The organism is Priestia sp. J2 (genome assembly GCF_020790095.1).
Taxonomy (GTDB): domain Bacteria; phylum Bacillota; class Bacilli; order Bacillales; family Bacillaceae_H; genus Priestia; species Priestia zanthoxyli.
On the sequence record NZ_CP086208.1, the window covers coordinates 1,527,735 to 1,541,913 of the forward strand.

General features: G+C 37.2%; 11 protein-coding genes. 9 read left to right on the forward strand and 2 right to left on the reverse strand.

Going from position 1 to position 14,179, the window contains the following annotated elements; all coding sequences use genetic code 11:
- Positions 1 to 58: 58 nt before the first annotated feature.
- Positions 59 to 268 carry an alpha/beta-type small acid-soluble spore protein gene (locus tag LJY09_RS07765; RefSeq protein ID WP_013058452.1) on the reverse strand — a complete coding sequence of 70 codons (210 nt, stop codon included), beginning with the start codon at positions 266 to 268 and terminating at the stop codon, positions 59 to 61.
- Between the two features lie 90 nt (positions 269 to 358).
- Complete coding sequence (locus LJY09_RS07770) at positions 359 to 1,342, reverse strand: LacI family DNA-binding transcriptional regulator (RefSeq protein ID WP_028413936.1); 984 nt, start codon at positions 1,340 to 1,342, stop codon at positions 359 to 361.
- 326 nt (positions 1,343 to 1,668) lie between these two features.
- Between LJY09_RS07770 and LJY09_RS07775 the strand changes: the two genes are divergently transcribed.
- The 9 genes from LJY09_RS07775 (at position 1,669) to LJY09_RS07815 (ending at position 14,170) form a co-directional block, all read left to right on the forward strand.
- Positions 1,669 to 2,910, forward strand: coding sequence for an MFS transporter (locus LJY09_RS07775; protein ID WP_028413935.1), 1,242 nt, complete (start codon positions 1,669 to 1,671; stop codon positions 2,908 to 2,910).
- 21 nt (positions 2,911 to 2,931) lie between these two features.
- On the forward strand, positions 2,932 to 4,389 hold the full coding sequence (locus LJY09_RS07780) for a glycoside hydrolase family 32 protein (RefSeq protein ID WP_176551749.1): 1,458 nt from the start codon (positions 2,932 to 2,934) through the stop codon (positions 4,387 to 4,389).
- Between the two features lie 273 nt (positions 4,390 to 4,662).
- Entirely contained in the window at positions 4,663 to 6,123 is a 1,461-nt protein-coding gene (locus LJY09_RS07785; protein ID WP_099000032.1) for a protein adenylyltransferase SelO, read from the forward strand.
- 590 nt (positions 6,124 to 6,713) lie between these two features.
- Positions 6,714 to 8,165: a glycoside hydrolase family 68 protein gene (locus LJY09_RS07790; protein ID WP_028413932.1), complete on the forward strand. Its 1,452-nt coding sequence runs from the start codon at positions 6,714 to 6,716 to the stop codon at positions 8,163 to 8,165.
- Between the two features lie 356 nt (positions 8,166 to 8,521).
- Entirely contained in the window at positions 8,522 to 11,308 is a 2,787-nt protein-coding gene (locus LJY09_RS07795) for a sigma-54-dependent transcriptional regulator (RefSeq protein WP_228307648.1), read from the forward strand.
- Positions 11,309 to 11,562: 254 nt separating this feature from the next.
- Positions 11,563 to 12,003 carry a mannose/fructose/sorbose PTS transporter subunit IIA gene (locus LJY09_RS07800; RefSeq protein ID WP_028413930.1) on the forward strand — a complete coding sequence of 147 codons (441 nt, stop codon included), beginning with the start codon at positions 11,563 to 11,565 and terminating at the stop codon, positions 12,001 to 12,003.
- The gene (locus LJY09_RS07805) at positions 12,000 to 12,494 is read left to right on the forward strand and encodes a PTS sugar transporter subunit IIB (protein ID WP_013056296.1); all 495 of its coding nucleotides are present in this window, start codon (positions 12,000 to 12,002) and stop codon (positions 12,492 to 12,494) included. Before LJY09_RS07800 ends, LJY09_RS07805 begins: the two co-directional genes overlap by 4 nt.
- A 12-nt stretch (positions 12,495 to 12,506) precedes the next feature.
- Positions 12,507 to 13,316 (forward strand): PTS mannose/fructose/sorbose transporter subunit IIC, encoded by an 810-nt coding sequence (locus LJY09_RS07810; protein ID WP_028408130.1) that lies wholly within the window; start codon positions 12,507 to 12,509, stop codon positions 13,314 to 13,316.
- Positions 13,317 to 13,342: 26 nt separating this feature from the next.
- Positions 13,343 to 14,170, forward strand: coding sequence for a mannose/fructose/sorbose PTS transporter subunit IID (locus LJY09_RS07815; protein WP_013056298.1), 828 nt, complete (start codon positions 13,343 to 13,345; stop codon positions 14,168 to 14,170).
- Positions 14,171 to 14,179 lie beyond the last annotated feature (9 nt).

Consider the following 14,179-nt stretch of genomic DNA (forward strand, 5'->3'; position numbering starts at 1 on the left):
ATGAAAAGGAAGAATGGATATCCATTCTTCCTTAAGTCATGGTGTGTATGAAATTGTCTTAGAAACGTCCGCCGCCAAGTTGTTGCTCAGCTAATTGTACAAGACGTTTTGTGATTTCGCCGCCTACTGATCCGTTTGCACGTGCAGTAGTGTCAGCTCCTAAATTTACTCCGAACTCGCTAGCGATTTCATATTTCATTTGATCGATTGCTTGTTCAGCTCCGTATACTAATAATTCATTATTATTGCTGCTTTTATTGTTTGCCATTGTATTCAACTCCTTTCTGTAACGTTAAGGTGTGAATAAAGGAAGAAGAATATGCAACAAACTGATATTTATTTTATAAAAAACATATTTTTACGTCGTTTGCCCTTCTAGAAGCTTAACAGGAAGACAGATTTCACGGGGGACATTACTAAATTCTCCTTCAATTTCTTTTAGTAAAATATCAATGGCTGTTTGAGCAATCGATTCGATTGGCTGTTGAATTGTAGTTAGGCCAGGTAACAAAGTCTGACTGGCTTCTGTTCCATCATAGCCCACGATTTTTAAATCTTTTGGGATGCATTTTCCTCTTTTTTGTGCTTCAGCAACTACTAAAGCTGCAAGTAAGTCATCGCTTGCAAAAATACCGTCTACTTCCGGATGTTCTTCAAAAACCTTAGAAATAGTTTCTCGCTGAATGTTGCGGTCAAAGGTATTTGAAATCTCATACGTGATAGGCTGTTTTCCGTACTGTTTCATCACGTTTTCATATGCTTTCCTTCTTAAGTTAGCTGGAGTTTCAAGTTTAAGGGGACCGTTAATATGAATAATATGCTTACAATCTTTTGAAATAAGCAATTCCGTGGCTTGTTCTCCTCCAGAATAGTTATCAGAAGATACGGTAGGAATATCTTTTGATAAATAATGATCGACTGCTACTACAGGAAGGCTTTGACTTTCGGAATCAAAAATACCTCTATTATAAGTAACGGCAATAACACCGTCTACCTGATTTCTGATAAGCATTTCTACATATTTTTTTTCTTTATCAATGCGATTCAGACTGTTACAAAGAAGTACTTTGTAGTTAAGGGAAGCACATATACTTTCAATATGAAAGGCTAACTCTCCGAAAAAAGGGTTGCTCGTTTGCGGGACAATCATCCCGATTAAATTTGTTCGCTTATTAAATAATGAACGCGCAATATCATTTGGGAAATAATTAATTTCTTTCATTGCTTTATAGACATTTTCTCGCGTTTCTTTGCTTATGTAACCACGGTTATTTAATACACGAGAAACTGTAGTCGGTGAAACACCTGCAATTTTTGCTACATCACTAATTTTGGCTTTCATCTAGTTTCCTCCTAATTTCTCCAAAACCTTGCTTTTATAGTATATATCTGCTGTGGAAAAGCCTTAAAATAAATGCAATCAAGCAAGCAGCTTTCCAGTCGCTACGTTTTATTTTGATACATAAAAATCTATGTAAGGATTGTAAACGGTTTATTGAACAACTTAAACATACCACAAAGCCCACTTTTACGCCTAATACAAGCTTTTTGCAATATAAAATGTGAAACCGGTTGACATATGAAACCGGTTGACATAAAATCAAGTTGAAAGTGCTTTCATTTTGTTAGATAAAAGATTTTATATCTTAAGCTAAAGGGGTAACTAAAATGAAAAGTTCAAAAAGTTTATATTGGAAGCTGAGTGCATATTTTTTCTTCTTCTTTTTTACGTGGTCGTCGAGCTACTCTTTATTTTCTATCTGGTTAGGGCAAGAGATTAAGTTGAACGGATCAGCTACAGGCTTAATCTTTTCTGTAAACGCTATCTTTGCATTGTGTATGCAGCCTTTGTACGGATATATATCTGACAGGATAGGTTTAAAGAAACACATTTTATTTTTTATTAGCTGTCTTTTAGTGTTTGTAGGACCATTTTATATTTTTGTTTATGGGCCCTTACTTCAATACAATGTGTTGATAGGAGCTATTATTGGAGGCTTATATTTAGGAGTAGCGTTTTTGGCGGGCATCGGAGCGATTGAAACATACATAGAGAAAGTCAGCCGAAAATATAAATTTGAGTACGGGAAATCTAGAATGTGGGGGTCATTAGGCTGGGCTGCAGCTACATTCTTTGCAGGACAACTATTTAACATTAATCCTCATATTAATTTTTGGGTGGCATCCGTTTCAGCGGTTATCCTAGTGGCTATTATTTTTTCTGTGAAGGTAGAAATGAGCAGCTATGAAATGGAAAAAGCTGAATCTGTCACGCTGAGAGATGTAGGTAATTTATTCTTATTGAAGGAATTTTGGTTTTTTATGATTTATGTTGTTGGCGTTACGTGCGTGTATGGGGTATACGATCAGCAATTTCCTATCTATTACGCATCTTTGTTTCCTACTGAATCGATAGGTAATCAAGTATTTGGCTACTTAAATTCGTTTCAAGTATTTTTAGAAGCCGGAATGATGTTCGCAGCACCGTTTATTGTAAATAAGATCGGTGCAAAAAATAGTTTGATTTTAGCAGGGTTTCTAATGGGATTTCGTATTATTGGGTCAGGACTTGTGGTTGGTCCAATTGGAATATCTTCGATGAAGCTTATTCATGCATTAGAACTTCCTATTATGCTCATTGCCATCTTTAAATATTTGGCAGCTAACTTTGACACGCGCCTATCTTCTATCCTTTATTTGGTTGGATTCCAATTCGCTTCACAAATAGGTGCTTCAGTTCTTTCACCCATAGCGGGAGGATTATATGATAGCGTAGGCTTTTCCCGTACCTATTTAATTATGGGAGGTATGGTTTTGGTATTTAACGTTATTTCCATGTTTACACTACTAAACTCTAAAAAACATAAGTTTATAAGAAAAGATGTACAAGAAAACACGCAGATTATATAGGGGGATATGATGATGTTAACGATAAATAAAATCGAGCAAGCTCAACGTTCATTAAATGAAGCAGAGAAAAAGGTAAATCATCAATATCGGTTAGGGTATCATATTATGGCGCCAGCGAACTGGATTAATGATCCGAATGGGTTGGTTCAGTATAAAGGAGAATATCATGTTTTTTATCAACATCATCCTTATGACGAGAATTGGGGACCGATGCATTGGGGACATGTCAAAAGCAAAGATCTTGTTCATTGGCAGCATTTACCGATTGCTTTAGCTCCTGGAGATACATTTGATAAAGATGGATGTTTTTCTGGAAGTGCCGTGGATAACCAAGGAGAACTTACGCTAATTTATACAGGACATAATTATATAGACAAAGAGCTGGATACTTTTTTTCAAAACCAAAATATAGCTGTTAGTAAAGACGGCATTACCTTTGAAAAAGTAGAGGTCAACCCAGTTATTGCGGAGCCGCCGGCAGATAGTTCTCATCATTTTCGAGACCCTAAAGTATGGAAGCACGAGGATTTCTGGTATATGATTCTAGGAAACTCAACAAAGAAACAAGAGGGACGCGTTATTTTATACCGGTCTTCAAATTTACGAAAATGGGAATATGTTGGCGTCCTTGCTAAAAGCGATGGAGATCTAGGATATATGTGGGAGTGTCCGGACTTCTTTGAGTTAGACGGAAAGCATGTGTTAATGATTTCTCCTCAAGGGATAGAAGCAAAAGGTGATTCCTATCACAACCTTTTCCAAACGGGATATTTAGTTGGAGAATATAGTTATGAAACCAATACCTTTCATCATGGGTCATTTACTGAATTAGATCACGGCCACGATTTTTATGCTGTTCAAACGCTTTTAGATGATAAAGGAAGACGAATTGCAATCGGGTGGATGGACATGTGGGAAGCTAATATGCCAACGAAAGAGGATGGATGGTGCGGTGCGCTAACGCTTCCGAGAGAACTAACTTTAAGAGAGGATAAAGTGTTAATGAACCCCGTCCAAGAGCTGACATCACTTCGGAAAACTCAATATAATATGCTAACCAATAAAGCTCTTTCTGAAAGCTATGTAGTAGAAGTAAATGAAGATTTGCTAGAGATACAAGCTGTATTTGATTTAGCGGACTGCCAAGCTTCATCAGTAGGAATAAAAATTTGTGGAATAAACAATGAAGGAACACTTATGTGTTATAACCTTAATGAGCAAAAGCTAGTGCTTGACTGTACTCACTCGGGAAAAGAAGATGGAGTGAGGAAAGTAGCGTTGCAAGCAGGTGAGACACTAGCTTTACGAATATTTGTGGATCGTTCTTCCATCGAAGTATTTGCAAACGAAGGACAAGCTACCATGACAAGCCGCATTTATCCAAAAGAAACCAGGCTTGGAATTGAGTTATTTACTGAAGGAGGAGACGTAATCGTAAAAGAGTTAACGTATTGGAATTTAAAAGATATTTGGGGGTAAAATACAGAGGAAGAAGTATATTAATACTTCTTCTTTTTTGAGCATTTAATAGCTCGTCAACAAAGTGGCGGTATATAAATGGATAAGGCACTTTAGATTAAAAGTACGAGCAAATACGATATAATAGTAAAAGAGATAATGAATGAAAGAGAAACTGTCCTGCTCTAAGATGCCCAAAAGAAAGCAGGATAGAGCAGGGCTGCTGCACTTATAAAACCACGATCAGTAAAGAAAAGAGTTATGTTTTAAGACACAAGAAGAAAAGGAGATACGATGACTAATCAAAAAGAAACAGGATGGAATTTACGTAATAGCTATGCGGAGTTACCAAACATTTTTTTTACGCCTCTTGATCCTAATCCAGTGAGTTCACCTAAAATAGTCAAATTTAACGACTCTTTAGCCGCATCTCTAGGGTTACAAAAAGAACAGCTGCAAAGCCAAGAAGGAGTTAGCATTTTGGCTGGAAACAGTGTTCCAAAAGGTGCTTTCCCACTTGCACAGGCTTATGCAGGACATCAATTTGGCCACTTTAACATGCTAGGAGACGGACGGGCTATGCTGATAGGGGAGCAAGTTACGCCTTCGGGTGAACGAGTGGATCTTCAGCTTAAAGGCTCAGGCCGAACTCCGTATTCCCGGGGTGGAGACGGTCGTGCAGCTCTGGGACCTATGCTGCGTGAGTATATGATTAGTGAGGCGATGCAGGCCCTTGGTATTCCGACTACTCGGAGCCTGGCAGTCGTAACAACAGGCGAATCCATTGTTCGCGAAAAAGAACTGCCGGGGGCGATTTTGACGCGTGTAGCTTCCAGTCACCTTCGTTTTGGCACATTTCAATTTGCTGCAAAATGGGGAACAGTCGAAAACCTTCAAGCTTTAGCTGACTATGCATTAGAACGTCACTTTTCCCACATAGAAAAGAATGAAAAAAAATATTTATCATTGCTTCAAGAAGTGATTAAGCGTCACGCTACCCTAGTTGCTAAATGGCAGCTTATTGGTTTTATTCATGGCGTCATGAATACGGATAATATGACAATTAGCGGAGAAACAATTGATTATGGGCCATGTGCATTTATGGATACCTATGATCCAGAAACTGTATTTAGTTCAATTGATGTACAAGGGCGCTATGCATATCAAAATCAACCAGGCATTACAGGGTGGAATCTTGCGAGGTTTGCTGAAGCTTTATTACCTCTGTTGGATCAAGATATAGAAAAAGCAGTTGAAATAGCACAAAACGCCGTGACGGAATTTCCAAAATTCTATCGAGAAAACTGGCTGGCGGGTATGCAGGCTAAACTTGGGCTTTTTAACGAAGAAAAAGAAGATGAAGCATTATTCCAAGAGCTTCTTAGCATGATGAAAACCTATAAAGCTGACTATACAAATACATTTCGTGCATTAACTTTCAATAAGCTAGGAAAGAGTGACCTGTTTGAAAGCGAAGAATTTGCACAGTGGCAGGAGTTATGGCAGAAAAGACTAGGCAGACAAAAACAATCTAAAGCAGAGTCGGAAGAGCTTATGAAACATAACAATCCCGCTGTCATTCCTCGAAATCACCGAGTAGAAGCAGCGCTAGATGCAGCACAAAAAGGAGACTACAGCGTTATGGAAGATCTTCTAGAAGTGCTTTCTAGCCCATATGAATCGCCGGATCAGTCAGAGTATTGTACACCGTCTGCTCCGTCTAATCAGCCTTATCAAACGTACTGCGGCACTTGATTTATTTAGATAAGAACAGCTATTTAAAGACAGCATAAATGAAACCAAAAAGAGCTCTTTATAAAGAGCTCTTTTTGATTTCCTGAAAAATGTATGATTGATTAATTGAAATGATAGCGATTCCTTGGGAAGAGCTGCATAAAATTTAACAGTATAAAAGAATCAAAATAAAAAGAGATTACCTAATTCTTTTGTCTCTTATTATTACCAGTAGAAACTATTATATAATAAATTATTCCACTATTTCACAAAAAATACATTAACGATATTTTCTTGAAGATTGGGTACTTTAACAGCTGTAGAAAAGCTTATAAAAGAATAGTAGGTTAAATATGATGATGAATTTGCCGATTTAATTAAAAAGTTAAAGATTTAAGACTTTATAACTAAATTAAAAAAACAAAGGGATAAAAAAGGGTAGGATCACTCCATTTTACCTATTTGACTTTTCAATATTATGCAAGTAATCTTGGAAAGGTAATGGAACCGGTTCTGTTATTTCACCAGATGGATATGACTTCTCGATACATAGAAAATGGATCACTTGTGAGTAACACAAGAAAAAGTATGATACAAAAGGGAGAAAACAGATGAACATTAAGAAAATCGCAAAGCGAACAACAGCATTATCTTTTGCTGCAGCTATGTTAGTAGGTGCTGGATCTCAAACATGGGCAGCTGAAAGCAATCATAAAGATACAAATAATAATTATAGAGTTTCTCATATTACACGTGATAACATGCTGAAAATTCCTCAGCAGCAAAAAAGCGAACAGTTTAAAGTTCCAGCTTTTGATAAAGCAACAATCAAAAATATTGCCTCTGCAAAAGGGTATGATAAATCGGGTAATTTAATTGACTTAGACGTATGGGACAGCTGGCCTCTGCAAAATGCTGACGGAACAGTAGCCAACTACCATGGTTACCAAGTTGTATTTGCACTAGCAGGCAATCCTAAAGATGCGGATGATACATCTATTTATGTGTTTTATAAAAAAATAGGTGAAGAGTCGATTGACAGTTGGAAAAATGCAGGAAGAGTGTTCAAAGACAGTGATAAATTTGTACCGAATGACCCTCATTTGAAAAAACAAACACAAGAATGGTCAGGATCTGCTACTTTAACATCAGACGGAAAAGTACGCTTATTCTATACTAATTTTTCAGGTGCAAACTATGGAAAACAAACTTTAACAACAGCTCAAGTAAATGTATCTCAGCCAAGTGCAGATACGTTAAAAATTGAAGGTGTTGAAGATCATAAATCCATTTTTGATGGTGATGGTAAAAAATATCAAAATATTCAGCAGTTTATCGACGAAGGCGCATATGGTTCAGAAGATAATCATACGTTGAGAGATCCTCACTATGTAGAAGATAAAGGGCATAAATACCTTGTGTTTGAAGCAAACACAGGAACTGAAGATGGTTATCAAGGGGAGGATTCTCTTTACAATCGAGCTTACTACGGTGGAAACAATCCATTTTTCCAATCAGAAAAAGAGAAATTACTGCAGAGTTCTAATAAAAAGAAAGCCTCTTTAGCAAACGGCGCATTAGGCATTGTAGAACTAAATAACGACTATACCTTAAAAAAAGTAATGGATCCACTGATTACCTCAAACACGGTAACAGATGAAATTGAACGCGCAAATGTATTCAAAAAAGATGGAAAATGGTACTTATTCACAGATTCTCGCGGGTCTAAAATGACCATTGATGGTATCGGCCAAGATGACGTATATATGCTAGGATACGTATCAAATACGCTGACAGGAAAATACAAACCGCTAAATGATACAGGACTTGTTTTACATATGAACCTCGATCCTAATGACAAAACGTTCACGTATTCACATTTTGCAGTTCCGCAAGTTAAAGGAGACAATGTCGTGATTACAAGTTACATGACAAACAGAGGCTTCTATTCAGAGGAACACTCTACGTTTGCTCCTAGCTTCTTGTTAAGTATTAAAGGATCAAAAACAGCTGTTGTGAAAAATAGTATTTTACAACAAGGACAATTAACTGCAGATAAATAATTTTTAAAAACGAAAGAGAATGGCGACAACTGCTGCTGTTTTCTTTCGTTTTATTATGTAAGCAAAAATATGCTGTAACTGCAGTGCTAAGTAAAATGAAAAAGTAGTATATACAGATTCACAGTTATTCAAAGAAAATGAAACATTCAGACAGACTATAACTTTAAGAATGAAACCGGTTGACATGCAAGGTTGACTAACTTAATATATTTACATATAATGGCTTGAAACGCTTTCATAGATTAGTATGACATGATGGTACTTATAGGTGAAATAACTTGTAGTAGTAGGGAATGTCTCATTTCTTTGAAAGAGAAACTTCCGATCGTGAACTGAAAATAAAGAAGGTGCTTCTAATGAAACGAATTGATAAGGTATACAATCAGCTGTTGAGTAATTTTCAGGAGTTTACAGAAGTGGAACTTTTACATAAACAAGGAAGCTCAGCGATTGAAATTGCTGAACAGTTAGATTTAGAGAGATCTAATGTAAGTCTTGAACTGAACAAACTTGTCCGCATGCAAAAAGTAATTAAAATTAAAATGTTCCCCGTTCGCTACGCTCCGCTAGAGATTGTCGAAACCATTTTTCGTCAAAAGTGGGATACGAATAAGATGGAAGTGGAAAAACTAGAACAGCTATCTAATGGGGGAAAAGAAGAAGCACTTTCTGCTAATCCTTTTGAATTAATGATTGGAGCCACAGGCAGTTTGAAAAAATCGATTTCTCAAGCAAAAGCTGCTGTTCTTTACCCGCCCAATGGGTTACATATGCTGCTATTAGGTCCCACGGGATCAGGCAAATCTCTTTTTGCAAAACGAATCTATCAATTTGCTATATATTCAGAGAGGTTAAAAACAGGGGCCCCGTTCATTACCTTTAACTGCGCTGATTATTACCATAATCCTCAATTACTTCTTTCTCAGTTATTTGGTCATAAGCAAGGGAGTTTCACTGGAGCAACTGAAAGTAAAGTAGGTTTAGTAGAACAAGCAAATAAAGGCATTCTCTTTATGGATGAAATACACCGGCTTCCTCCTGAAGGTCAAGAAATGCTTTTTTACCTCATTGATCAAGGTACGTACAATCGCCTAGGGGAAACAGATCATAAGCGAACGTCTAAAGTATTAATTATTTGTGCTACAACTGAAAATCCCGGTTCAGCCTTACTGCAAACTTTCTTAAGAAGAATTCCGATGACTATCCATATTCCGTCATTAGAAGAGCGATCTCTCAAAGAAAAGATTCGTCTCACAACGTTTCTTTTAGAACAAGAAGCTAAACGAATTAATAAAAAGCTAAGTGTCCACATTGATGTATTAAATGCTTTAATCCACACTGAAAAATTTGGGAATGTAGGGCAGTTAAAGTCCAATGTACAGCTCGTGTGCGCACACGGATTTTTAAATAACCTTGATAGTAAACATATGGTGGAACTTACAGTGAGAGATTTGCCTGATGATATTAAACGAGATTGGATTTCAAATAGTAAAAATATGGAGCGCAGCAGAAAAATTTCTGAATATGTAAATCTCAAAACGATCATTTCTCCGGCTATGGAGAGCCAAGAAATAAAAATAGAGGAAGACGTATCATTTAATTTATATCAGTTAATAGAAGAAAAAGTAGATGTTTTAACAAAAGAAGGTTTATCTCAAGAAGACATCAATCAATATATTCTTACTGACATTCATTTGAATGTTCGGAGCTTTTTTAATCAAAAAAATGGCCAGAGTTCTAATTTAATGAAATTCGTAGAAGACGACGTAATTCAGCTTACAAAAGAATTAAAACATTTAGCAGAAAAAGAATTGAACTGTAAATTTGATCGCAGATTTATTCATTTTTTGAGTATGCATATGGAATCCTTTTTAAAGCGAAAAAAACAAGTAGACGTATTAAATACAAAGGAGATAGATGAAATTCGCGAAACGTATCCAAAAGAATATGCGGTAGCCCTGCTTTTTAAAAATCGAATTGAAAAGTGGTTTAACATTGTCGTGCCAGAAATAGAAGTTATTTATCTCACAATGGTTATTCAATCCATTCGAACGTTAGAAGAAAATAAGCGAGTGGGGATTGTGGTTGCTGCACATGGAAACAGCACGGCAACTTCTATGGTAGAAGTGGCTACGGAGCTTTTAGGAAGTACTCCTATTATAGCTATTGATGTGCCTTTGACGGTATCTCCAGTCGAAATTGTAGATAGATTAATCCAGGGAATTAAGAAAGTAGATGAAGGAGAAGGCGTATTAATGCTTGTAGACATGGGCTCGCTTGCCATGTTAGAAAGCAAGTTAGAACAAAAAACAGGGACTAAGATTAAAACAATCAGCAACGTGACGACGTCTATGGTGTTAGACACCGTTAGAAAAGTAAATTATTTAGACTTAAATTTATATGCCATATTTGATTCGGTGCAAAAAGACTTTATGGAATTTATAGATAAGCAGCAGCATGTGTTTGGGAAAAAGAAAGCCCTTGTTTCTATTTGTACAACAGGAAGCGGTACAGCAAAACAATTAGAAAAAATCTTAACGATTATTTCACGGAAAGTATCTCAAGAGCCTATTAAAATTCTAACCGTTTCTTCTATTAAATTAGCAGCAAACATTCGGGAAATTCAAAAAGAATATGAAATTGTCGCAACAGCAGGTACCAAAAACCCTAAGATTGATGCGCCTCATGTATCACTAGAAGTCCTTATTGAAGGGCAGGGAGAGCGAATACTTCAACAGGCAATTACAAAAGAAACGATACGCTATGATGAGGAGAAGACGGAAGGGAATATTGTAGTGCGTGAACTTTGCGAAGAAAACTTACGAAAGTACCTTCTATTTATTAATCCGTATCTCATAAGTGAAATTCTGTTAGAGTGGTTAAATCACGTACAAGATGAGTTAGAAATGGAATTAAGCAACACCGTTATGATTCGAATTGTGATGCATACAGCCTTTGCTTTAGAAAGAATGATAAAAAACGAACCTCTTGCTTTTCCGGAGGATGAAGAAATCACTCCTCAGTTAGAAAATATTTATCAAAAAACGGAAAAAACATTACAAGCCGTCGAAAAAAAGCTTAAACTTACCTTAACAAGAGATGAAAAATTATTTATTGCCACCATTTTTGCGGATGAAATGTAAAAATCATATGATAATCCCAAGAAACTAGTTTAATTTATATGCCGCTAGTTTCTTTTTTTATCCCATTTTTTAAATAACAGAAAAACCTGTATTAAAACGCATGACGTTTTGATACAGGTTTATTTATTTTAAGAAACCTGTATCAACAACAAAGAAAAAGGTATTGAAAAATAAATGAAAGCGCTTAATACTCTTTGTTGGCACGATACTTGCAATAAATAAGTGTAGAACGTAAAAGAGAGGAGCAAGTGTACATGATTTCAGTCATTATTAGTGGGCATGGTGATTTCGCACCAGCATTAGAAGGGTCTTCCAAAATGATATTTGGTGAAGAGAATCACGTAGTAGCCGTACCTTTTCTAAAAGGAGAGGGTATCCAAACGCTTGAAGCAAAATATAAGCAAGCATTAGAGGAAATGCCCTTAGAAAATGAAGTGCTTTTTCTAGTCGATATTTTTGGAGGTACACCTTACAATGCGGCTACTCCCTATATCCTTAAAAACAAAACAGCGGATATGGTATCCGGAGTTAACTTGCCTATGTTATTAGAAGTGTTAGCCATGAGGGAACACGTTACATTAAAAGAGATGCTAGGGAGATTAAAGCAAGTGAATGAAGAAAGTTTTCAAGTGTGCAGTGAACATTTGGAGAAAGTCCAGCAAGCAAACCAAATCGGAGAGGATGGATTATTATGAAAATCGTTTTAGCAAGAATTGATGACCGCTTTATTCACGGGCAGGTATTAACAAGATGGATCAAAACAAATGCAGCAGATCGAATTATCATTGTTTCAGATGAGGTGGCAGCGGATGAAATGCGAAAAACGCTTATTCTTTCTGTGGCTCCTTCGAATGTAAAAGCAAGTGCTGTCTCAATTTCTAAAATGACAAAAGCATTTCACAGCCCTCGTTATCAGGATACAACAGCCATGCTGCTGTTTGAAAATCCTGCAGATATTGTCGCTCTTGTTCAAGCTGGAGTGCCTATCGAGACAGTAAACGTAGGCGGCATGCGTTTTGCTAATGACCGAAAACAAATCACCAAATCTGTAAGCGTTACCGAAAAAGATATCGATGCTTTTGAGAAACTGCAGGAACTAGGCGTAAAGCTTGAGCTGCGCCAATTACCTTCAGATTCTAGCGAAAATTTTATTCAACTACTGAGAAATGAAACAAAAATCAAATAAGGAGATGAGTTTATGTCTTCCATACAAATTATTTTATTATTAGTCATTGCAGCGGTAACTGGCATCGCAAGCGTATTGGACGAAGGGCAATCCCATCGTCCTCTCATTGCCTGCACGTTAGTAGGCTTGGTGCTTGGAGATTTAAAAACGGGGATTATTTTAGGTGGAACGCTGGAATTAATGGCTCTTGGATGGATGAATGTTGGATTGGCGATGGCACCTGATACGGCTATTGCTTCTGTTATTTCAACTATTTTGGTTATCACAGCTGGTCAGGGGATTGGTGAAGGCATTGCGGTAGCTATAGCTTTAGCAGCTGCAGGGCAAGTACTCACCATTTTTGTTCGTACCATCACAGTATTTTTAATTCATCGAGCTGATAAGTACGCGGAAGAAGGGAACTTTAAAGGAATTGAAATTATGCATATTACTGCTATGGGTTTTCAGGCTCTCCGCGTTATGATTCCAACGTTAATTGTTACATTAATCAGCGTAAGCGCCGTGCAAACTTTCCTCGGAAATATTCCGGAAGTTATTACAAAAGGTCTGCAAATTGGGGGAGGCATTATCGTGGTCGTAGGATATGCCATGGTTATCAATATGATGAACATTCCTCATTTAAAGCCCTTTTTCTATATCGGGTTCTTATTAGCGGCATTTACAGGGTTTAACCTGGTAGGATTTGGGGCGTTAGGTCTTTGTTTAGCACTTCTTTATCAGCAAGTAATGCAGCAGCGAAATCAAATGCAGCCGGCAGGCGTTCCCGCAGCTACAGGGAGCGAACAAGTATATGATGATGACGATGATGATTTAGATGCCTAAACGGCGAACTTAAGGGAGGGATAGAGATGGAAAATGAAAAAAGATTAACGAAAAAAGACATCTTTAGCATGTTTATTCGCTCGAATTTTTTACTCGGTTCATTTAACTTTGAGCGTGTTCAGGCAATGGGCTACTGTTACGTGATGATTCCAGCAATTAAACGTTTATACGGACCAGGGGCACAGCGAAATGCAGCACTAAAGCGTCATTTAGAATGGTTCAATACACATCCGTGGATTTCTGCACCTATATTCGGCGTCACGGCAGCAATGGAAGAAGAAATGGCAAACAAAAAAGATTTTGATGAAAAAGCCATCAGCGGAATGAAAATTGGATTAATGGGCCCGCTTGCTGGCGTAGGAGACCCTATTTTCTGGGGAACGCTGCGGCCAGTTCTTGCGGCACTAGGCGCATCTCTTGCGTTAGGCGGGAATATTGCCGGGCCACTGCTGTTTTTTATCTTAATTAATGCCATTCGATTAAGTACAAAATATTATGGATTAAAATATGGCTATTTAAAAGGAACAGAAATTTTAAAAGATTTAGTAGGCAATCGAATTCAAAAACTGACGGAAGGTGCATCCATTTTAGGACTCTTCGTAATGGGAGCATTGGTTTCGAAATGGACCACTATTAATATACCAGTGGTTGTTTCTAGGATCAAAGATGATTCTGGTAAAGTTGTCGTGAAAACCGTGCAAGACGTACTCGACAGTATTTTACCGGGACTGCTCCCTTTAGCGCTAACTTTATTAGTAGCATGGATGCTTCGAAAAGGTACAAATCCGCTGCTTATTATTTTCGGTATTTTCTTAATCGGTATAGGAGGTTATTGGATCGGCTTTTTAGGCTGATAAATAAGA